The 19,701-nt window shown below is 73.9% G+C and carries 19 protein-coding genes; 8 read left to right on the top strand and 11 right to left on the bottom strand.

What is annotated here, in order from left to right:
• The first annotated feature begins 50 nt into the window (after positions 1–50).
• Complete coding sequence (locus tag ABT158_RS33515) at positions 51–1,493, top strand: ABC transporter substrate-binding protein (protein WP_352360357.1); 1,443 nt, start codon at positions 51–53, stop codon at positions 1,491–1,493.
• A gap of 11 nt (positions 1,494–1,504) precedes the next feature.
• Positions 1,505–4,600 carry a DUF5722 domain-containing protein gene (locus tag ABT158_RS33510; protein ID WP_352360355.1) on the top strand — a complete coding sequence of 1,032 codons (3,096 nt, stop codon included), beginning with the start codon at positions 1,505–1,507 and terminating at the stop codon, positions 4,598–4,600.
• A gap of 61 nt (positions 4,601–4,661) precedes the next feature.
• On the opposite strand, the gene ABT158_RS33505 is transcribed toward ABT158_RS33510, so the two are convergent.
• Together ABT158_RS33505 and ABT158_RS33500 are read right to left on the bottom strand one after the other, a co-directional pair.
• The gene (locus tag ABT158_RS33505; protein WP_352360353.1) at positions 4,662–5,273 is read right to left on the bottom strand and encodes a histidine phosphatase family protein; all 612 of its coding nucleotides are present in this window, start codon (positions 5,271–5,273) and stop codon (positions 4,662–4,664) included.
• A 52-nt stretch (positions 5,274–5,325) separates the two neighbouring features.
• Entirely contained in the window at positions 5,326–6,564 is a 1,239-nt protein-coding gene (locus ABT158_RS33500; protein WP_352360351.1) for a PEP/pyruvate-binding domain-containing protein, read from the bottom strand.
• Positions 6,565–6,622: 58 nt separating this feature from the next.
• Here ABT158_RS33500 and ABT158_RS33495 point away from each other — a divergent pair, with 58 nt between their 5' ends.
• Both ABT158_RS33495 and ABT158_RS33490 read left to right on the top strand, forming a co-directional pair.
• Positions 6,623–7,018 carry a DNA-binding protein gene (locus ABT158_RS33495; RefSeq protein ID WP_352360349.1) on the top strand — a complete coding sequence of 132 codons (396 nt, stop codon included), beginning with the start codon at positions 6,623–6,625 and terminating at the stop codon, positions 7,016–7,018.
• Positions 7,015–7,650 (top strand): transcriptional regulator, encoded by a 636-nt coding sequence (locus tag ABT158_RS33490; RefSeq protein ID WP_352360347.1) that lies wholly within the window; start codon positions 7,015–7,017, stop codon positions 7,648–7,650. The genes ABT158_RS33495 and ABT158_RS33490 overlap by 4 nt, the downstream gene beginning before the upstream one ends.
• A 92-nt stretch (positions 7,651–7,742) precedes the next feature.
• Here the strand turns inward: ABT158_RS33490 and ABT158_RS33485 are convergent, their stop codons facing one another.
• The 4 genes from ABT158_RS33485 to ABT158_RS33470 all read right to left on the bottom strand — a co-directional run bounded on the left by ABT158_RS33485 (position 7,743) and on the right by ABT158_RS33470 (position 10,884).
• A complete protein-coding gene (locus ABT158_RS33485; RefSeq protein WP_352360345.1) occupies positions 7,743–9,134 on the bottom strand; it encodes an MBL fold metallo-hydrolase in 1,392 nt (463 codons plus the stop codon).
• 171 nt (positions 9,135–9,305) lie between these two features.
• The gene (locus ABT158_RS33480; RefSeq protein WP_352328991.1) at positions 9,306–9,575 is read right to left on the bottom strand and encodes a metal-sensitive transcriptional regulator; all 270 of its coding nucleotides are present in this window, start codon (positions 9,573–9,575) and stop codon (positions 9,306–9,308) included.
• An 81-nt stretch (positions 9,576–9,656) separates the two neighbouring features.
• Complete coding sequence (locus tag ABT158_RS33475; RefSeq protein WP_352360342.1) at positions 9,657–10,385, bottom strand: hypothetical protein; 729 nt, start codon at positions 10,383–10,385, stop codon at positions 9,657–9,659.
• A complete protein-coding gene (locus ABT158_RS33470) occupies positions 10,372–10,884 on the bottom strand; it encodes a SigE family RNA polymerase sigma factor (RefSeq protein WP_352360340.1) in 513 nt (170 codons plus the stop codon). Before ABT158_RS33470 ends, ABT158_RS33475 begins: the two co-directional genes overlap by 14 nt.
• A 115-nt stretch (positions 10,885–10,999) precedes the next feature.
• On the opposite strand from ABT158_RS33470, the gene ABT158_RS33465 reads away from it, so the two are divergent.
• Positions 11,000–11,899 (top strand): hypothetical protein, encoded by a 900-nt coding sequence (locus ABT158_RS33465; protein ID WP_352360338.1) that lies wholly within the window; start codon positions 11,000–11,002, stop codon positions 11,897–11,899.
• Between the two features lie 136 nt (positions 11,900–12,035).
• Here the strand turns inward: ABT158_RS33465 and ABT158_RS33460 are convergent, their stop codons facing one another.
• The 3 genes from ABT158_RS33460 to ABT158_RS33450 form a co-directional block, all read right to left on the bottom strand.
• Positions 12,036–14,273 (bottom strand): Orn/Lys/Arg family decarboxylase, encoded by a 2,238-nt coding sequence (locus tag ABT158_RS33460; protein WP_352360336.1) that lies wholly within the window; start codon positions 14,271–14,273, stop codon positions 12,036–12,038.
• A 95-nt stretch (positions 14,274–14,368) separates the two neighbouring features.
• Positions 14,369–14,905 carry a 2'-5' RNA ligase family protein gene (locus tag ABT158_RS33455; RefSeq protein ID WP_352360334.1) on the bottom strand — a complete coding sequence of 179 codons (537 nt, stop codon included), beginning with the start codon at positions 14,903–14,905 and terminating at the stop codon, positions 14,369–14,371.
• A 77-nt stretch (positions 14,906–14,982) separates the two neighbouring features.
• On the bottom strand, positions 14,983–15,516 hold the full coding sequence (locus tag ABT158_RS33450) for a winged helix-turn-helix transcriptional regulator (RefSeq protein WP_352360332.1): 534 nt from the start codon (positions 15,514–15,516) through the stop codon (positions 14,983–14,985).
• 93 nt (positions 15,517–15,609) lie between these two features.
• Here ABT158_RS33450 and ABT158_RS33445 point away from each other — a divergent pair, with 93 nt between their 5' ends.
• A complete protein-coding gene (locus ABT158_RS33445; RefSeq protein ID WP_352360330.1) occupies positions 15,610–15,990 on the top strand; it encodes a PPOX class F420-dependent oxidoreductase in 381 nt (126 codons plus the stop codon).
• Here the strand turns inward: ABT158_RS33445 and ABT158_RS33440 are convergent.
• Entirely contained in the window at positions 15,959–16,990 is a 1,032-nt protein-coding gene (locus ABT158_RS33440) for a hypothetical protein (protein ID WP_352360328.1), read from the bottom strand. The two genes, ABT158_RS33445 and ABT158_RS33440, sit on opposite strands and share 32 nt — an antisense overlap.
• Before the next feature lie 120 nt (positions 16,991–17,110).
• Here ABT158_RS33440 and ABT158_RS33435 point away from each other — a divergent pair, with 120 nt between their 5' ends.
• Together ABT158_RS33435 and ABT158_RS33430 are read left to right on the top strand one after the other, a co-directional pair.
• Positions 17,111–18,166: a sensor histidine kinase gene (locus ABT158_RS33435; RefSeq protein WP_352360326.1), complete on the top strand. Its 1,056-nt coding sequence runs from the start codon at positions 17,111–17,113 to the stop codon at positions 18,164–18,166.
• Complete coding sequence (locus ABT158_RS33430; protein ID WP_352360324.1) at positions 18,163–18,792, top strand: response regulator; 630 nt, start codon at positions 18,163–18,165, stop codon at positions 18,790–18,792. The genes ABT158_RS33435 and ABT158_RS33430 overlap by 4 nt, the downstream gene beginning before the upstream one ends.
• A gap of 31 nt (positions 18,793–18,823) precedes the next feature.
• Here the strand turns inward: ABT158_RS33430 and ABT158_RS33425 are convergent, their stop codons facing one another.
• Positions 18,824–19,600: a class I SAM-dependent methyltransferase gene (locus ABT158_RS33425; protein WP_352360322.1), complete on the bottom strand. Its 777-nt coding sequence runs from the start codon at positions 19,598–19,600 to the stop codon at positions 18,824–18,826.
• Positions 19,601–19,701: the final 101 nt, after the last annotated feature.

Genomic DNA, 19,701 nt, shown 5'->3' with positions numbered 1-19,701 from the left:
GCCGGCGCCCGCGATTGAAACGTATCAATAAGGAAAGGACCCGTACCCCCATGAGGACACCCCCCAAGAGCGGGCTCGCGGCGCTGGCCGCGCTGCTCGCGCTGACAGGCTGCGGCCTGCTCGGCACCGGCGGCACGTCCGCCCAGGACGGCGGCGGCAAGGTGACGATCACGCTGGCCGGCCCCAACCAGTGGAACGCCAGCGGCAGCAGCTTCGGACCGGCCTGGGAGGCGCTGGTCGACGCCTTCGAGAAGCGCGAGCCCGGCATCGAGGTCAGGACGCAGGTGCTGCCCCTCGACGGCTTCATGCAGACGATCACCACCCAGCTCGCCGCCGGCACCGCGCCCGAACTGGTCTTCAACCAGCCGCCGCACAAGGCCCACGAGGTGCACGCGCTCGACGCCGAGCTGCAGAAGCCCAACCCGTACGTGCCGGGCAACCAGCGCTGGATCGACGTGTTCAGGAAGGAGTACTACGGCCCCGCCGTCTCCAAGGCGCTGAGCAAGGAGAGCGGCAAGCTGGAGTACGTCCCCTTCAACCTGGTCGCCATCGGCCTGTTCTACAACAAGGACGCCTTCGCCAAGGCGGGCATCGACCAGCCCCCCGCCACCTGGGAGGACTTCAGGAGCGCCTGCGGGAAGCTCAAGGCGGCCGGCTTCGACCCCGTCGCCCTCGACAAGGGCGGCCTGGCCGCCGGCTGGACGTGGGAGGCGGTCAGCACCCAGCTCATCGACAAGTACCACGACGACTGGAACCTCTTCGACGCCACCGGCAAGCCGGGCAAGGCGCCGACGGTGACCGAGAAGTCGATGAGCAGGGTCATCAAGGAGGGCACGCTCACCACCAGGACGCCCGAGGTCGCCGAGTCCCTGAAGATCTACAAGGAGTTCTTCGACTGCGGCACGCCCAACTGGACGGGCGTCGCCGACGGCGGCGCGACCGTGGGCTACCGCGACTTCGTCTCGGGCAAGGCCGCCATGTCGTGGGGCACCGACTTCGCCGTCGAGGCGCTGAAGGCGGACGCCAAGTTCGCCCTCGGCACGATGCCGTTCCCGACCATCACCAAGGCCAGCACGCCGCTGTCGTCGGAGGCCCCGGCCCGCTACGGCGCCTCGATCGGCGGCACCAGCTACATGATCCCCTCCACCGTCAAGGGCGAGAAGTACGCGGCGGCGGTCAAGTTCCTGCAGTACATGAGCTCCCCGGCGATCAAGCCCTGGCTGGACGCGACCGGCGGCCTGCCCGCCGTCGAGGGCGTCGAGCCGTCGGCCGAGACCGCCGGGCTGCTGGAGGGCGAGTGGGGCAAGCCGTTCCGGGTGGTGGCCCTGCCGGGCGGCCCGGAGGGCACCTCCTTCCGCGACGTCTTCGACGGCTATCTGCTCGGCCGGCGCTCCCTGGAGGAGGAGCTGGCCGACCTGGACAAGTGGTGGAAGCGCGGCATCGAGGCCGGGATCAAGAAGAACGCCTGGGGCGACGAGGACTGGGCCAAGTAGGAGGAGATGACATGCGGTTGTTGATCGCCCTGGCGCTGGCCGTCCCGATGCTGGCCCTGCCGGCGCAGGCCCTGCCCGCGCGCGCGGCGGAGGCCGGCGGGGTGAGCGGCGTCGAGGTCGGCGGGGACACGATCACCGTCACCGGCCTCGCCCCCGGCCCGGCCGAGCTGTACGCGCTGGACACCTGGCAGGACTCGCCCGAGGGCGAGCGGCCGGTCGCGTCCGTCGAGGCGGGCCCGTTCCGCGTCGAGGTGCCCCGGATGGACGGTGACCAGGACCGGCTCTACGACAAGTTCCTCGCGGTGGGCGCGGACGGCCCGCTGGGAGAGGTGCACTACGCCGACAAGCTGAGCTTCACGTCGGCCAACCAAACCCCTTATCCCGAAATGTCGGGCAAAAAGGGGTTGCAGGTGCAGATGACTGACGACGCCGAGGAGATCGGCGTCCAGCACGCCGGCATCAACCTGGCCCTCGACTCGGTCATGACGGCCGGGCCGGGCGCCCCTGGCAACACCATCGAGTTCGTCTCGCAGGGCAAGACGTACTACTTCGACCGCGGCGCCGTCGCCGGGCTCGACGCCCAGGTCAAGCCGCTGTCGGACAACGGCGTCCTGGTCAACATGATCGTGCTGGTCTACAACAGCGGCGCGCCCAACTCCGCCGCGCGCACGCTCATCCACCCCGACGCCGAGCTGGGCAAGGGCACGGTGTACGCGTTCAACACCAAGACGGCCGAGGGCGAGGCGCACTTCACCGCCGCGATGGAGTTCTTCGCCCAGCGCTACAGCCAGCCCGACGGCCGGTACGGCCGGGCGTGGGGCTGGATCGTCGGCAACGAGATCGACGCCCAGCAGTTCTGGTACAACATGGGCCGCCAGGACCGCGACGTCTTCCTCGACCAGTACGCCCGCGCCATGCGGCTGACCTGGCAGGCCGTGCGCAAGGCCGACGCCGCCGCCCGCGTCTACACCTCGCTGACGCACTTCTGGACGGGCGCGGCCAACGACGACCCGAAGTACACCTACAAGGGCCGCGACGTGGTGGACGGGCTCAACGCCCTGACCAAGCGCCAGGGCGACTTCGACTGGAACATCGCCTACCACCCCTACCCGGAGAACCTGTTCAACCCGGCGTTCTGGAACGACAAGACGGCCACGGACAGCTTCGACACCCTGCGGATCACGTTCAAGAACATCGAGCTGCTGCCGCGCTACCTCGCCCAGGACGACCTCACCTACCACGGGCAACGGCGGCGGGTGATCCTCTCCGAACAGGGCCTGAACTCCCAGGACTACTCCGCCAAGGAGCTGGAGCTGCAGGCCGCGGCCTACGCCTACGCCTACTACAAGATCGCCTTCGCCGACGGCATCGACTCCTTCATCCTGCACCGGCACGTCGACCACAAGCAGGAGGGCGGCCTGCGGCTCGGCCTGTGGACCTGGGACGAGGAGCACAGCGCGCCCTCCAACGCCGGGGAGCGCAAGCCCCTGCACGAGGTCTTCGCCGCCATCGACACCGACCGGTCGCTGGAGGTGACCGAGTTCGCCAAGAAGATCATCGGCATCTCCGACTGGAAGGACGTCATCCCCGGCTTCGACCCGGCCGAGCTGGCCGTCAGGAAGCCGCCCGCCGCGGTGGGCACCCAGCTCGACGCCAGGCCGGTGGCCGAGCGGGTGATCTCCGGCTTCGAGACCGGCGCCGACGGCTGGCGGCCCTCGGACAACGCCGCCGCCGTGGAGCGGGTGGCCGTGGACGGCGGGCACGCGCTGCGCGTGCGCTTCGACCGCGACCTGCCCGGCTGGTCGCGCTACGCCAAGTCGTACAAGGGCGCCGACGTGCTGTTCGGCAAGCCGCTCGACGCCTCGCGCACGCCGTCGCTCTCGGTGTCGGTCCGGGTGCCGCCCGAGGCCGACGACGGCTTCAAGCCGGGCAACGTCTTCACCGCCAAGGTCCGCGTCTACGGGCGCGGCGGCGCGGTCGCGGAGGGCGCCGGCACGGTCGATCCCGAGCTCGGCTGGAACCGGCTCACGCTGGACCTGTCCCGCTGGGCCCCGCGCGCCGCGATCTCCCGGGTCAAGGTGTGGGTACGCGGCTCGGCCGGCTCCGACTGGGCGGGCTCGTACGACCTCGACCGGCTGAGCCTGGCCGCGGCGGCGCTGCCCGGCCTCGCCCGGCGCAACGTCGAGGTGAGCGCGTCCACCGCCGAGCGCGGCCGGCTCGGCTCCAAGGTCACCTTCACCGTCACCAACCGGGACGTGCTGCCGATGGCCGGCCGGGTCACCCTGTCCGCCTGCGACGGCGTGGCCGTCGATCCGCCCGCGCTGCCGGTGACCGGCCTGCGCACGGGCGCGAGCCGCACGACGGAGACCACGCTGACCGCGTACGCGCCCGCCGACCAGGAGTATCCGGTCGTGTGCGCCTCCTACCTCGGGCACACGGACCGGGTGACGTTCCGGCTGCCGCCGCAGGCCGCGTACGTGCCGCCCGCCCCCGACGCCTTCGCCAACCAGGAGCTGGCCGACGGCTTCGACCGGGCCGGCGACTACCAGGTCCACCGGGTCAAGCCGGAGGACAAGGAGCTGCCGCAGGTGACGTACGCGGGCGGCGCGCTGTCGGCCGGGCACCCGTCGGCGTCCTGGTTCGGGCTGATGTCGTCGGGCGTCTCGCCGCGCAACCCGGCGTTCGCCACGGCGATCACGATCAGGAAATTCCAGGGCGACTCCACCGACATGGACACCGTCTACACGGGCCTGGTCAAGGACGGCAGCACGGACGTGGCGGCGTTCTACGTCAACAGCCACAGGTTCGCCGGGTTCGAGGTGCGCGGCCCGCAGGTGCCGGGCGGGATCGCGGTCTTCGGCGTCAAGCAGGGCGTCACCGTCCCCGACGGCGGCCGCTTCGCGCTGTCGCTGGTGGGGGAGCGGGCCGCCATGTACGCCGACACCGGCTCCGGCTGGGAGCTGGTGACCGCGGCCACCCTGGAACACCTGCCGGCGTTGTCGGACCCGGAGGTCAGGGCAGGTTACCGCTACGGCTTCGGCGTGCGCGGCGACCCCGGCCCCAGCCCCCTGGTGCTCGACGCGGTGGAGGGACGCAGCATCTCCTGACGCAGCATCTCCTGACGCGGCATCCCCTGACGCCACCTCCCGACGCCCCCCGGCCCGCCGCTCACGGCCACATGTCCTGCGGGAACCCGGTCCAGCGCAGGCCGGACGGGAGGTGGCTCAGGTCGTTGAACATCACCATCGTGGGCGGCAGGCCGGTGCGGTACTCGATGATCGTCAGGCCTGTGTTGGCGCTGTTCAGGCCGAGCCACCGGGGCGGCGGCGCGTCCAGGGCGTGCCGCACCAGCCAGGCGATCTGACCGGCGTGCGTCACCAGCACCTCGTGCAGGTCGGAGTCGGGCTCGTCGGGGACCTTCGCGAACCGGGCGACCAGGGCGTCGGCGAGCGCGCGGCCGGCCTCCGCCTCCGCCTGGTCGAAGCCGTCGAAGTAGCCGGCCCAGGACGCGGGCGTCTCGGCTGGGGCGGGCACGTACGGCACGTGGTCGACGAGCTCGTCGGCCGCGGCGACGGGCACGCCCGGCGCGCCGGGCAGCTGCCGGGCGAGCTCGCGCGCGCTCTCGGCGGCACGCGGCAGCGGCGAGTGCCACACCGCGCCGATCGGCATCGCGGCCAGCCGTTCGCCGAGCAGGGCAGCCTGCTGCCGCCCGGCGTCGGTGAGCTGCCCGAACGCGTCGGCCGCGCCGTGGCGGGCCAGGTAGAGGCGTCGTAGCGACATGGATGATCGGGGAGCGGCGGGTCGGAGACCGCTCCCCTCTCCTTTCCCAGGGTCAGGTGGCGGTGACGGTACCGGCGGTGCCGTCGACGGTGACGAGCGCGCCGTCCCGGAGTCTGCTGGTCACGTCCGGGACGCCGAGGACGGCGGGGATGGCGTGCTCGCGGGCCACGATCGCGGCGTGCGAGAGCACGCCGCCGGTCTCGGTGACGACGCCGGCGACGATGCGCAGCAGCGGCGTCCACGCCGGGTCGGTGAAGGGGCAGACGAGCACGTCGCCCGGGAGCACGCGGGCGAAGTCGCGCGGCCCGCGCACGATCCGCGCGGTGCCGGTGACGGCTCCGCGGCTGCCCGGCGTCCCGACGAGCGCCCCGGCCGGCACGTCCGCCTCCGGGGCGGGCGGGCCGGCGGGCGGCGGAGCGGCGGTGACCGGGCGGGCCTGCAGGATCCAGACGCGGCCGCCCGCGACGGCCCACTCGACGTCCTGCGGCCCGCCGCGCAGGGCCGCGATCCGCGCGCCCAGCCCGGCCAGCCGCACGGCGGTCGCGTCGTCGATCGCCGCCCGCCCCCGGAGGTCGTCGGGCACGTTCCGCACGACGAGCCGCGCGCCCTCCCGGTCGAGGCGGGTGCGTTTGTCGGCCACGGCCCGCACGACCGATCCGTCCGCGGCGACCCGGTAGGAGTCGGGGGTGACCGTGCCGCCCACGACGCTGGGCCCGAGGCCCCACGAGGCCTCGATCCCGGTGGGCTCGCCCGGCCCGCCGGGGGTGAACATGACCCCGGACGCCTCGGCGTCCAGGTGGCGCTGGACGACCACGGCCATCGCCGGGCCGTCGCCGGACCCGCTGCCGTCGCCCGACCCGCGGCCGGCGGCGGCGCGCGGCGAGAACAGCGACGCCCAGCAGGCGCGCACCGCCTCGGCCACCCCGCCCGCGCCACGCACGGCGAGGAAGCTCTCGTACCGGCCGGCGGCCGAGCTCAGGCCGGTGTCCTCGTCGGCCGCCGACGACCGCACGGCCACGAGCGGGTCGCCGAGCCCGGCGAGCCCCCGCGCCAGCGCCGCGGCCAGCCCGGCGTCGAGCGTGCGTGCCTCGATCGCCCGCCGCGCCGCGGCCAGGTCGTCCGGTCCGGCGGTGTGCCGTCCGAGGTCGAGACCGCGGACCGCGGCGAGGTAGGCGGCGAACGGCACCACGAAACCGTCCGGGACCGGCAGCCCGGCCCGCAGCAGCGCGCCGAGCGCGCCGCCCTTGCCCCCGCAGGTGTCGGCCGCGGCCGCCACAAGGGGTACGATCATCCGCCCGCCCTTCAACAAAATGTTGACGATGTCCCGCCGATTGTGAATCATGTCCCGCATGCAACGCAACCACGACCCCGTCCGCGCCCCGAACGCGGACCAGCTCCAGGCCCAGCGCGAGAAGGAGGCCCGCCGGCGGCTCATGGCCCTGGGCGCCGACCTGCTCGACCCGCGCCCGTGGCAACCCCCGCCCGTCCCGCCGTCGGCGGTCGACCTGACGCGGTTCGCCGTCTGGCGCAACGCCGGCCTGGAGCCGGAGGACGTCCTGGGCGCGCTGGCCCTGCTGCCCGCCGCGCGCGCCGAGGTCGAGGCGATCGAGTCCGCCCTGCTGTTCACCGCCCGCAGCGCCGGGCTGACCTGGGCGCAGATGGCGGAGGCGATGGGGTTCAACTCGCCGCAGGCGTGCCAGCAGCACTACACCCGCCTGACCACCCGTCAGGAGGCCGGCTCATGACCCGGCAGTCCGCGCCCGACCTGCTGGCGCTGCACGCCGTACGCGTCACCGGCTTCGCCGACACCCCGGTGCTCGCCCGCCGGTACGCGCTCGGCGTGGCCGAGACGGAGGAGGAGCTGCTCGACGCCGAGGCGCGCGGCTGGGTGAGCCGCTCCGAGTTCGCCGGCACCGGCGGCTGGTCGCTCACCGAGGCGGGCCGGGCCGAGGACGAGCGGCGCCTGGCCGCCGAGCTCGACCAGGCCGGCTGCGGGGAGGAGGTCCGCGACGTCCACCGCGAGTTCCTCCCGCTGAACGCCCTGCTGCTCAAGGCGTGCACCGACTGGCAGCTGCGTCCGGACGGCCGCGACCGGCTCGCCGCCAACGACCACTCCGACCCCGCCTGGGACGCCCGGATCCTGCACGAGCTCAGCGTCGTCGGCCGCGCCCTCCAGCCGCTCGCCGACCGGCTGACCGGCGTCCTGGCCCGCTTCGGCGGGTACGACACGCGCTTCGCCGCGGCCCTGGCCCGCGCCCGCAACGGGGAGGGCGCGTGGGTCGACCGCACCGACGTCGACTCCTGTCACCGCGTCTGGTTCGAGCTGCACGAGGACCTGATCTCCACCCTCGGCCTCGACCGCCACGCCCACTCCTGACGGCGGCGCGCGTCCGGGCGCAGGGTGGTGTGGTGCGCGCGGCACGTCGGGGGAGCCCGGGACGCGCACGGCGGCGAACTCGCCGGGTCCCATTAGTCGTCGGTGATGGTCAGGCCCGCCTCGGCGGCCGCCGCGTAGGCGTCGTCGATGTGCACCACGCGGCGTCCGGCGCGGGCGAGCAGGCTGGTGGCGGCGGCCGCCCGGTAGCCGGAGCCGCAGTGCGTCCACACCGTGCCGGCCGGGACGTCGGCCAGGCGGTGCGGCAGGTCGGGCAGCGGGATGTGGGTGGCGCCCGCGATGTGGCCGGCCCGCCACTCGTTGGTCATGCGCACGTCCAGCACGACGTCCGGGGCGGGCAGGTGCGCGGGCGCGCGCCCGGCGCGGACGGCGGCCAGGTCGGCGAACGTGGCCACCGCCAGCTCGCCCAGCCGGTCGTCGTGGCCGCCGGCCCACCGGCCGGGGTCGCCGGTCGCGGCGGCGGCCGGGCGGTCGACGCCGATGCGGGCCAGTTCGCGCTGGGCGGCGGCGACCTGCGCGGCGTCCTCGCCCAGCAGGGTGATCGGCGCGCCCCAAGGAGCCATCCAGGCGAGCCAGGTGGACATGGGGCCGTCGAGGCCGAAGCTGAGGGTGCCGGTCAGGTGGCGGCTGGCGAACGCCTTGCGCGAGCGCAGGTCGACCACCCATTCCCCGGCCGCGATCCGCTTCCCGAGCTCCTCGGGGTCGGCGGTCCGTACGGGGGTGAGGTCGATCGGGCCGCCGCCCTCGGAGTTGCGCGGGCCCATGTGGGCGTAGTAGGCGGGGTAGGCGTCGAGACCGGCGAGGGTCTGGGCGACGAAGTCGTCGGCCTCCAGGCGCAGCGCCGGGTTGGCCTGCCGCTCGCGGCCGATCGTGGAGGCCGGGGCGTCGGCCTGCGTCGCCGAGCAGAAGCTGCCGAAGCCGTGGGTGGGCCACACGTGGGCGCCGTCGGGCAGCAGGTCGGCCAGGCGGTGCGCCGAGGTGTGCTGGCGGTGGGCCAGGTCGTGGGCGTGCTCGGCGCCGAGCAGGTCGGTGCGGCCGGTGGTGCCGAAGAGCAGGGAGCCGCCGGTGAAGACGCCTTCGGGGCCGTCCGGGCCGGTCAGGATGTACGACAGGTGGTGGAAGGTGTGACCGGGCGTGGCCACCGCCTGGACGCTCATGGCGCCGGACAGCGTGACCTCGTCGCCGTCGGAGACCGGCCGGCGGTCGAACCGCACGCTCTCGTCGGCGGCGACCAGGTAGGCGGCGCCGGTCACCCGGGCCAGGGCCAGGCCGCCCGAGACGTAGTCGTTGTGCAGGTGGGTCTCGGCCACGTGGGTGATGCGCACGCCGAGCCGTCCGGCCAGGGCGAGGATCCGGTCGATGTCCCGCTGCGGGTCGACGACCAGGGCGACCTGGCCGTCGTGGGCGAGGTAGCTGCGGTCGCCCAGGGAAGAGGTCTCCACCACCTCGATGTGGATCGTGCTCATCTTCTTCGCCGCCTTCGTGTCGTCGCAGTCGCGGTCCGGCCGGTCTCCGGGTCAGGGACCGTCCTACCCATTGATACCCTGGGGGGTATCGGGCAGGTAAAAAGACGGGCATGCGAGGGCGTGCGAGTTCATTCGTCGCCTTCGGATGCCCGTGGGGAGATCAGTGCTGCATCAGGACAGGGCCAGGAACAGCTTCTCCAGCCGCTCCGGCGTGATGGCCGGCTCCTCGCCGCGCTCGCGCGCCGCCTGGCACTGCTGCAGGCCGGTGGAGATGATCTTGAATCCGGCCCGGTCCAGGGCCTTGGACACCGCCGCGAGCTGGGTCAGCACCCGCTCGCAGTCGTCACCGTTCTCGATCATGGCGATCACCCCGCCGAGCTGGCCGTGGGCCCGCTTGAGCCGGGTGAGCGCCTCGGCCAGGACGGCCGCGTTCATGTCCATTCGCTCCACCTCCACCGCCAATATACCCCCCGAGGTATGGTGCCGCGCACGTCCGCGGGGGCGCGGCGGAGGCGGAGGCGGTCACGGGCTGGGGGTGAGCCCCTCGGCGATCCTCTTCAGCTCGGCGGACACGGCCCCGGCGTCGCGGAACTCCTTGGCGTACGTCGGGCTGAACATGATCTCGGCCCACTGGCGGTCGCCCATGCGGAGGAAGAGGGTGGGGGTGCCCGCCATGCCGTCCTCACCGACGTTCTGGACGACCAGGTAGCCGCCGCGGTCGCCGACGGTCACCTCCTCGCCGTCCCCCTCGTCGCGGTAGGCCGCGATCCGGTCGCCGACCTCCTGGACGGCGCCGTCCTCGTACATGTAGATCTGCACCCGGTAGGAGCCCGGGTCGTCGCCCTCATAGAAGTAGGCGGTCGTGTACTTGTCGCCGAAGTCCACCGACCAGCCGGACCACTTCAGCCGCTCGGCCAGGTACCCCACCTTGACGTGCCCGAACTTCTTCCCGTCGCCCAGGTCGCCGAGGCTGGGCGGTTCCGACGGCTGGGGCGGGGTGTCGTCGATGGCGGGCGGCTCCGGCGTCACGGAGATCGTGACCTGGCCGCCGGTCGCGGTCGTCGTGCTCACGCCCAGGTACGCCACGGGCGCGGCCACGACCGCCACGGACGCCGACAACGCCGCGATCCGGCCCCGCACCCGCCTGCGCCGGGACCCGCGCACCACCCGTTCCAGCAGGTCGGGCACGGCGTGCAGCCGGGCGGTCTCCTCCGTCATGAGCCGGCGGAGCTCCTCCTCAAGCGTGGGCATTCCTGATCACTCCTTCCACTGTCTCCCGTCCGAGGGCCGAACGGAGTTTGGCCGTCGCCTTCGAGGCCTGGCTCTTGACCGTGCCGACCGAGCAACCGAGCACTTCGGCGGTCTGCGCCTCGCTGAGGTCCTCCCAGTACCGCAGGACGATCACCGCCCGCTGCCGGGGCGGCAGGGCGCGCAGCGCGTCCATGAGCACCTGGCGCAGGTCGGTGTCCGTCGCTCGGTCCGGCGTGTCCGGCGGGCTGTGCATCGGGATGATCCTGAGGATCGCCCGGCGGCGGGCCCGGCTGATGGCGGCGTTGACGATGACGCGGCGCACGTACGGCTCGGGGCTGTCGTGGTGGACCCGGTCCCAGTTCCGGTACGTGCGCTCCAGCGCGGTCTGCAGCAGGTCCTCGGCCTCCGCCTCGTCGCCGCACGCGAGGTAGGCGACCCTTAGCAGGCTCGTGGCGCGTGCGGCCACGAATGCGCCGAAGTCGTGTTCCGTGGCGCTCACGGCTGTCTGTCCGATTTCACGCTTCCTTATACGCCTGGGCGCCGGCGGCGGTTGCCCGCGAGAGCGGGGGAAGACGGCGGGCAACCCTTCGGCGGGCCCGGGCGTATGGAGGGTCATGACTTCGTCTTCATGGACCGCGGCGGCGACCTTCCGCCGCCTGATCGCCATGGGCGCCGGGCTGGCGGTGGGCGCCGCCCTCGGCACGCCGGCGCCCGCCGCGGCGGCCCCGCCGGAGGGCGCCTACTGGCACGTCAAGGAACTGCTCACCATGCCGCAGGAGGGACGGTTCGGCACCAGGGTGCACCCGTACTCGCTGGTCAAGAGGCAGATCACGGAACGGTGGACCACCCCCGACGGCAGGGCCTGGTACGCCTACCGCGAACTGGGCACGACCCCGCCGACCCCGGCCGACAAGGAGGCCTGGCGGCGGGCCGGCTCACCCGTCAGGTGGAGCGAGTCGATCGACGGGAGGACCGTTCGGCTGTCCACCGAGCCGTCCAAGGGCCACGTGGGGACCGCGCGGGAGCTCGTCACGTTCGAGCTGGCCGGGCAGTTGCTGACCTACGACGAGGTCCAGCGCCTGCCCGCCGATCCCGCCCTGCTCAAGGACTGGCTCTCCAGGGCCGGCCGGGTCGGCGGCGTCCCCGCGAGCGCCCTGCCCGGCTGGGTGGCCGGGACGCTGCCCCAGCTCCTGCACGTGCTGCCCGCGCCGAAGGAGGTCCGCGACGCCGCCTACCAGGCGATGCTCACCATGCCGGGCGTGCGCGCGGACGGCGACGCCAAGGACGAGCTGGGCAGGCCGGGCGTCGCCGTCGTGATCGAGGAGGTGAACGGGACGGGCGAGGCGGCGCCGCGGACGAGGAACCGGCTGATCGTCGACACCGGCAGGATGGCGCTGCTGGCGCAGGAGTACACCACCGGGGGCAGCGGGAAGGGGGCCGTGAAGTCGTCCGTCACCACCCTGGCCGAGGTCGGCTGGACCGACGCCCGGCCCGCCGTACCGGCCCTGCCCTGAACCGGCCCGGCCCGCCGCGCCGGCCACTGCCCTGACAGTCCGGTTGCTGCCATGACGGTCCGGCCGCTGCCCTGACGCTCCGGCCCCCGTCCTGACGGTCCGGGCCTGCTCTGACGGCCCGGCGGGGGCGGGGCCGTCAGTCGCGGAGGACCTCCACCCGGTAGCGGCCCTCGCCGTCGCGGTGGGCGCCGTGGATGTCGGTGGCCAGGCCGGGGAAGGCCCGGTCGAAGTCCTCCAGGGCGCGCAGGTAGCTCAGCAGCGGGCCGTCGGCCGCGCCGGTCGCCTCGCCGGGCATCAGCATGGGGATCCCGGGCGGGGTGACCACCACGGTCGCCGCCACCACCCGCCCGGCCAGCCGATCCAGCGGGACCCGCTCGGTACGGGAGCGGATCATGGCCTGGTAGACGTCGGCGGGCGTGGAGACCGGCTCGGGCAGCGCGGTGAAGACCTGGTCGAGCAGCGCGCCCACGCCCGAGTCGCGCAGCTTCGCGTGCACCTCGCCGCAGAACGCCCGCAACGACACGCCGGACGGCCCGAACCCGGGCAGCACGTCCGCCAGCGCCTTGTCGTCGTCGTAGGCGTTCTTGAAGTCGGTGAGCGCGTCGATCAGCGTGCCCCACTTGCCCTTGGTGATGCCCATCGAGAACAGCACCAGCAGCGTGTGGTCGCCGGTCTTCTCCACCACGATGCCGCGCCGCTGCAGGTAGGCGGCCACGACCTTGGCCGGGATGCCCCACTCCAGCGTGCCCTCGGCCGCGTCCGCGCCGGGGCAGGTGATCGTCACCTTGACCGGGTCGAGCAGGGCGTAGTCGTCGCGCATGCCGTCGAAGCCGTGCCAGGCGGCGCCGGGCTCCAGCACCCAGCAGCGCGGCTCCGAGCACAGCAGCGCCGGGTCGGCGTCGGCGAACGGCACGGCCCGGCCGGTGTGCGGGTCGAGCACCGAGGGCGGCTGCCAGAGGCCGAAGAACCAGCCGGGCCGGCGGCCGTCCTCGCGGATGCGGGCGGCCAGCCGGGTCATCGCCTGCCGGAACCGGACCGCCTCGACGATCGCCTCGCCGGTCAGGAACGACCCGGAGGGGCCGTCCATCATCGCCGCGGCCACGTCGAGGGAGGCGATCATCGGGTACAGCGGCGAGGTCGAGGCGTGCATCAGGTACGTCTCGTTGAACGCGTCGAAGTCGACCGGCGCCCGCGGCGAGGGCCGGACGTGCAACATCGCCGCCTGCGACAACGCGGCCAGCAACTTGTGCGTGGACTGCGTGGCGAACACGGTGGGACGCCCCGGGCCGGGCAGCGTGCGCTCGTCGACCGACATGGCGTACCGGCGGGAGTAGAGCGGGTTGAACCGGCCGTAGGCGAACCACGCCTCGTCGAAGTGCAGCCGCGGCACGGTGGCGCCCAGCAACTCGGCGACCCGGACCGCGTCGTAGCAGACGCCGTCGTAGGTGGAGTTCGTGACGACCGCGTACGCGGGATCGCCCGCCGCGAGCGGATGACCGGCCACCCGCGCCCGGACGGCGGACGCCTCCAGCGCGGCGGCCGGGATCGGCCCGGCCAGCCCCAGCCCGTTGCGCTCGGGAACCAGGTAGACCGGCCGCGCGCCGCTGATCGCCAGCGCGTGCTGGATCGACTTGTGGCAGTTGCGGTCGACCAGGACGGTGTCGCCACGGGCGATCGCGTGGTGCCCGACGATGCGGTTGGCGGTGGAGTTGCCGTTGACCACGAAGAACGTGCGCTCGGCGCCGAAGACGCGGGCCGCGTTGTGCTCGGCCTCGCCGATCGGGCCGGTGTGGTCGAGCGGCGAGCCCAGCTCCCCGACGGAGATCGACAGGTCGGTGCGCAGCAGCCGCTCGCCGTAGAAGTCGAAGAACGCCCGGCCCACGGGCGACTTCAGGAACGCCACGCCGCCCGCGTGCGCCGGGGTGTGCCAGGAGTAGGGGTGGTGGTCCTCCAGGTGCACCAGCGCGCGGAAGAACGGCGGGAGGATCTGGTCGGCGTACTGGTCGGCGGCGTGCGCGATGCGCCCGGCGATGAACTGCGGGGTGTCCTCCAGCGGGAAGACGTAGCCCTGGATGACCTCGTACACCCACAGCGGCAGCTCCTGGTCCTGGGTGATCAGGAAGACCGGCAGGCCGCGGAAGCGCTTGGCCACCGCGGCCAGCAGGTCTTCGGCGCCGGGCGCGTCCCAGGCGGCCAGGATCGCCGTGAGCGAGGCGTCGGAGCCGACCACCGCCAGGGCGTCGGCCGTGCGGCGGGTCCAGCGCACCTGCAGGCCGAGCTCGGCCATCTCGGCGCACACCCGGCGGATCTGCTCGGCGAGCGCCGAGTCGGCGTCGGGGTGTTCGGTGACGGCGGCCAGAACCGTTCGCTCCATACGGCACTCCGTGATCGATCAGGGACCGGAAACTCCCCGATCGTAACGCCAAGGAATGGCAAAGGCACGGTAAGTGACGAAAGCCTGCCGGGCGCTCAGAGGCGCCGTCCGAGTGCGAAGATCCGGTCCTCGTGCCAGCGGCGGCCGTCGCTGACCAGCAGGCGTACCTCGCGGACCCGGGCGGCCAGCGGCAGCCCCGCGGCCAGCTCGGCCGCCACGTGGTCGAGGAGCTCCGGTTCCTGCTGGTCGGCGACCGTGAGATGGGGGACGATCGAGGCGAACCGGCCTCCGTAGGGCGGGGCCTCGGGCCAGCGGGCGGCGACCGCCTCCGTCAGCTCCCGGAATGGCCGTTCGGGGTCGGGGGAGAGGTAGAGCACCCCGGGGAACCTGCCGCACCCGGTGAACCGCACGTCGAAGGCGGGATGCGCGCCGATCAGCCGGTCGAGCGCCCCCTCGTCGAGACGGTCGCGATCGAGGAACGGGTAGAGGATCGTCACGTGCGCGGGGACGCCGTCGGCGGCGGCGGCGTCCAGCCGGGAGCGCCAGGGGCCGACCAGCGGCTCCGCTTCGGGGATCGCGACCACGAGCGCCGTCTCGCCGGCTCGGTAAGGGCCCGGTTCCGTGGGAGGCATGACTCAGGCTCCCAGACCGTCCGCGGCGCCGGCCACCGATTTACCCGGGCCGGTCCTCCATGGCGCCGGCCGCCGATTCATCCGGGCAGGCCGGCCGCGCCGGGGCCGGGCGCCGATTCATCCGGGCCGGCCGCGCCGGCGCCGGGCGCCGATTTGTCCGGGCCGGTCGCGCCGGGGCCGGGCAGCAGGTCGACGTCGCCGGCGTGCATCGGCGCGCCGCAGTGGGCGCAGCGCAGCTCCACGGCGCTGATCTCGCCACACGCGTGGTGGCGGTAGAGCACGGGCGGCCCGGCCTCGCCCGCGAGCCACCTGTCACCCCATCCGGCCATGACCATGAGCAGGTCGACCAGCTCGGCGCCCTTGGCCGTCAGGTGGTATTCGTGGCGCGGCCGCCGGTCGTAGGGGCGGCGTTCGAGGACGCCGTGGTCGATCAGGTGGGCGAGCCGTTCGGTCAGCACCTTGCGGGAGATGCCGAGATCGGCCTGGAGCTGGTCGAACCGCCGCACCCCGGCCCACACGTCCCGCAGGATCAGCGGCGACCACGGCTCGCCGATCACGTCGAGGGTGCGGGCGATGGAGCAGGCCATCTCCGCGAAGTTCGTGCGCTGCATGGCCCCCACTCTACCTTTTGGGGTTCCCTGAGGGAACTCAAGGTGTTACGGTTACAGAGTCTCCTCAAGGAACCCCAGAATCCGGAGAGAACCATGGAACTCGACCCCGACGTGCGCGGCGTGCTCGACGGCACCCCGATCGCCCACCTCGCCACCGTCCTGCCCGACGGCGCCCCCCATTCCGTCCCGGTCTGGATCGGCACGCACGGCGACCATCTCGCCGTCCTCACCGGCCCGCGCTCCCGCAAGGCGCTCAACCTGCGGCGCGACCCGCGGGTAGCGCTCTCCCTGACGCCGCCCGGCGACCCGTTCCGGCCGGTGCTCGTCCGGGGCCGGGTCGTGGAGTGGGTCGAGGGCGAGGCGGGCTGGGAGATCGTCGACCGGATCGCCGCGAAGTACATCGGCGGCCCCTACTCGCGCGCGGAGGAACGGGTCGTCCTGCTCATCGAGCCCGACCGGCAGAGCGCGGGCTGACCTCCGCCGCCGGCTGCGGGCTCTCCCTGCGGCGCCGGTGGTAGCAGACGGCGGCGGTGGCCAGCGCGGCGCCCCACAGCGGCCAGAAGCACTCCGGCAGCCATGCTCCCCACTCCTCCAGCGCGAACCGGCCGGCCACGGTCCAGCGGATGTAGGTGAGCCCGGCCACCGTGATGATGATCGAGACGAACCCGGCCGGGACGACCGCCAGCAGCGGCGGCACCCGCCGGCCGCGCAGCCCCGGGATCCACCGCGGGAACACCTCGCCCCACCGCTGGATCAGCCCGAGGGTCAGCACGCCGCCCAGCGCCCCGAACGTCGCCAGGTACGCCCCCGCCAGCCACAGGCCGTCCTCGCCCTGGGCCAGGAACTCCGTGCTCACGCCGAGCGGGATGCCCAGCGCCCAGGCCCACCGAGTGGCGCAGTAGACCAGCGGCACCGCGACCGCCACGTACACCGCGATCCGCCCGCGCGCCGGGGTGAACCAGTTCCCGCGCCCGCGCCCGTGCTCCCGCGCGGCGGCGGCCAGCAGCAGGCCGCCCAGCACGCACACGAGCTGGTTGAGCACCGGCCACGGCCAGGCGTCGGCGAACGTCGCGCCGCCCAGCCCCCAGCCGAACAGGGGCGCGGCCAGGAGCAGCGGCGTGTAGGCGACGCCCATCATCAGCCGCGAGTCCGGAACCACCAGCACCAGCAGCGCGGCGATCGGCCAGGCCAGAAGGACCGGCACCCGCCCCCACGCCCCCTCCGCCGGGCGGCGGCCGTTGCGGCGGGTCAGGGTGAGTGCCGTCGCGGCCACCAGGGCCGAGAACGCCGCGATCCACCAGCCGAACGGCGGCGCCGTGCCGGCCAGGATCGACAGCGCGCCGTCGGGGTCGGGATCGTCGGCCCCCCAGGGATAGCCGGGCGCCCCGAGCGCCCACGCCGCGCCGAGCAGGCCGTAGGCGACCGCCCACAGCGCCGCCGCGTACCCGTACCGGCCGGAAGTGAAGATCGTCATGCGACGAGCCTGCCAGCGCGGGCGCACGGCGGGCAGATGCCGTTCGGCACCTCCCGCGGGCCGCGGCAGTGCCGTTCGGCACGTGGGGGGTGCGCGGCGTAGGCGCATATCGTGTCCCGGATGAACGTGCTGTGGATGGCGGCCGCCGCGCTGCCGGCGGCGGTCGCCGTCGCCGTGGCGGCGATCGGGTTGTTCCTGGCCGGCAGCAGGGCCGGGTGGCTCGCCTGGCTGGTCCTGCCGGCCGCGGGCGCGTCCCTGGCGGTCACGGTCCTGTGGCGGGCCGCCGGGGGCCCGTCCACGCCGGGCGTCGGCGCGCTGGGCATGGCCGAGAGCGCGGCGCTGACGGTCGCGGCCGGGCTGGTCGTCCGGTACGCGCCGGTCCGCCGGGCCGTGCCCGCGGCGCTCCTGGCGGGGCTCGCCGCGGCCACCTGGCTGCCGCGGGTCTTCACGCCGGCCTCCGCGCTGGAGGCGGTGGGGGCGTGCGCGTTCTGGGGGACGGGCGTGCTGGCGGGCGCCGCCGTGGGCGCCTACCTGCGGCTGCTCGACGTACGGCAGCGGCGGGCGGTGGCCGACACCCGCACCGTCCTGCGGCTGCGGCTGGCCGGCGACCTGCACGACTTCCTCGCCCACGACATCAGCGAGATGGTCGCGCACGCCCAGGCGGGCGCCGTCGCGGGCGATCCGCTGCGGGCGCTGGAACGCGTCGAGGCGGCCGGTCAGCGGGCCCTGTCCACGCTCGACCGCACGCTCGACATGCTCCACCACGACCGGCCCCTCGGCCCGTCCGGCGACCTGGACGGCATCGCCGAGGCCGCCGCGCGCTTCGCCGCCGCCGGATCCGCGCACGTCGGCGTGCGGATCGACCGCGCGGTGGCCGTCCCGGCGGAGACGGCGGCGCTGGCCTACCGGATCGTGATCGAAGGGCTGACCAACATCCGGCGGCACGCGCCGCGGGCGGGCCGCGTCGAGCTGTCCGTCACGACGCCGGGCGACGTCCTGGAGATCACGCTGACCAACGACGGGACGTCCGCCGCGGCGGGCCGCCGCCGCGGCGGCTCGGGCCTGCCCGGCCTGGCCGCGCTCGTCGCCGAGCAAGGGGGCGAGCTGGTCGCGGGGGCCGTGCCGGACGGGTGGTCGCTGGCGGCGCGGCTGCCGCTGCGACAATCTCCCGGGTGAGCATCCGCATCCTCGTCGCCGACGACCAGGAGGGCATCCGCGACGCCTTCCGCCTGATCCTCGACGCCCAGCCCGACCTGAGCGTGGTGGCCGAGGCGGCCGACGGCCGCACCGCGATCGACACCGCCCTCGCCGTCCGGCCGGACGTGGTGCTGGCCGACATCCGCATGCCCGGCGCCGACGGCATCGAGGTGACCCGCGCCCTGTCCGGCACCGGCATCCACGTGGTGGTCGTCACCACGTTCGGGCTGGAGGAGTACGTCCAGGCGGCGCTCAGGCACGGCGCGGCCGGGTTCGTGCTGAAACGTTCGGGGCCCGCGCTGCTCGTGGAGGCCGTCCGGGCGGCGGTGAACGGCGACATGCTCATCAGCCCCCAGCTCACCGTCCGGCTGCTGCGCGGCAGCGGCCCGGAACGGGAGGTGTCGGACGTGGTGCTGACCGAGCGGGAAGACGAGATCGTGGCCCTGGTGGCCCAGGGGCGGACCAACGCGGAGATCGCCGCCGAGCTCTTCCTGTCCCCGGGGACGGTGAAGAACCATGTCGCCGCGGTCCAGCGCAAGATCGGCGCGAGGAACCGGGTGATGATCGCGGGATGGGCGTGGGCGACCGGCAGGGCCCAGCCGTGACGGGGTGCGCCCGTCCGTGCCGTGCCGCCGGTCAGGGGAGGTGGCGGGCCAGGTAGAGGGCCGTCTCGACGTTCAGGTCGACCTGCTCGCCGAGCGTGTCGAGGAGCGTGCAGAACAGGTTCTCGCGCACGTCCTCGGCCAGGATGCGGTAGGACGACTGGGTGGACAGCAGGGCGACGTAGTCGGCGGCCGAGACCGTGCGTCCCGACCGGTAGAGGCGGGTGCCGAGGTCGCCGAACTCGGGCGGCAGCCCCATCTCCCGGGCCCACTCACGGGCCCCGGCCTCCTCGCCGATGGGCCTGCCGATCGGGCCGGTGTTGGGCCTGATATGCGGGGCGAACCGCTCGTGCGCGGCCAGCAGCCGCGCGGTCGCCCCCTCGTCGGCGGGCCAGTCGACGTTCCAGAACAGGGCGAGCCCGCCGCCCGGGGCCAGCGCCGCGGCGGCCCGCCGCCAGCGCACCTCCTTGTCGACCCAGTGCCACGCCTGGGCGCAGTACAGCAGGCCGAACGCCCGCTCCGGGACGTACTCCTCGAACGCCGAGACGGTGACCTTCACGTTCGGCCGGTCGGCGGTCCGCCGGGCCAGCACGGCGGCCATGGCCGGATCCGGCTCGGTGGCCACGACCTCGACGCCGGTCGCCGCGAACAGCTCCGTCGCCTTCCCGGTGCCCGCGCCCACCTCCAGCGCGGGCCCTCCGGCGTAGGCCAGCACGTCCGCGGCCAGCTCCGCCGGGTAGCCGGGCCGGACCCTGTCGTACTCGTCGGCGACTTCGCCGAAGACCCTTCCTTGTATGCGTCGTGTTGTCATGTGCCCGATCCTCATTCCTGATCGTCCAGGCGCACAACCCCGCCGGCGCACATTGAGTACGCGCTACTCAGGCCGGACGAGCCCGGCCGTCGCACGCTTGG

The organism is Nonomuraea sp. NPDC001636 (assembly GCF_040298265.1).
Taxonomy (GTDB): domain Bacteria; phylum Actinomycetota; class Actinomycetes; order Streptosporangiales; family Streptosporangiaceae; genus Nonomuraea.
The sequence above is the reverse complement of the archived record's forward strand: the minus strand, read 5'-3'. Positions and strand labels throughout refer to the sequence as shown.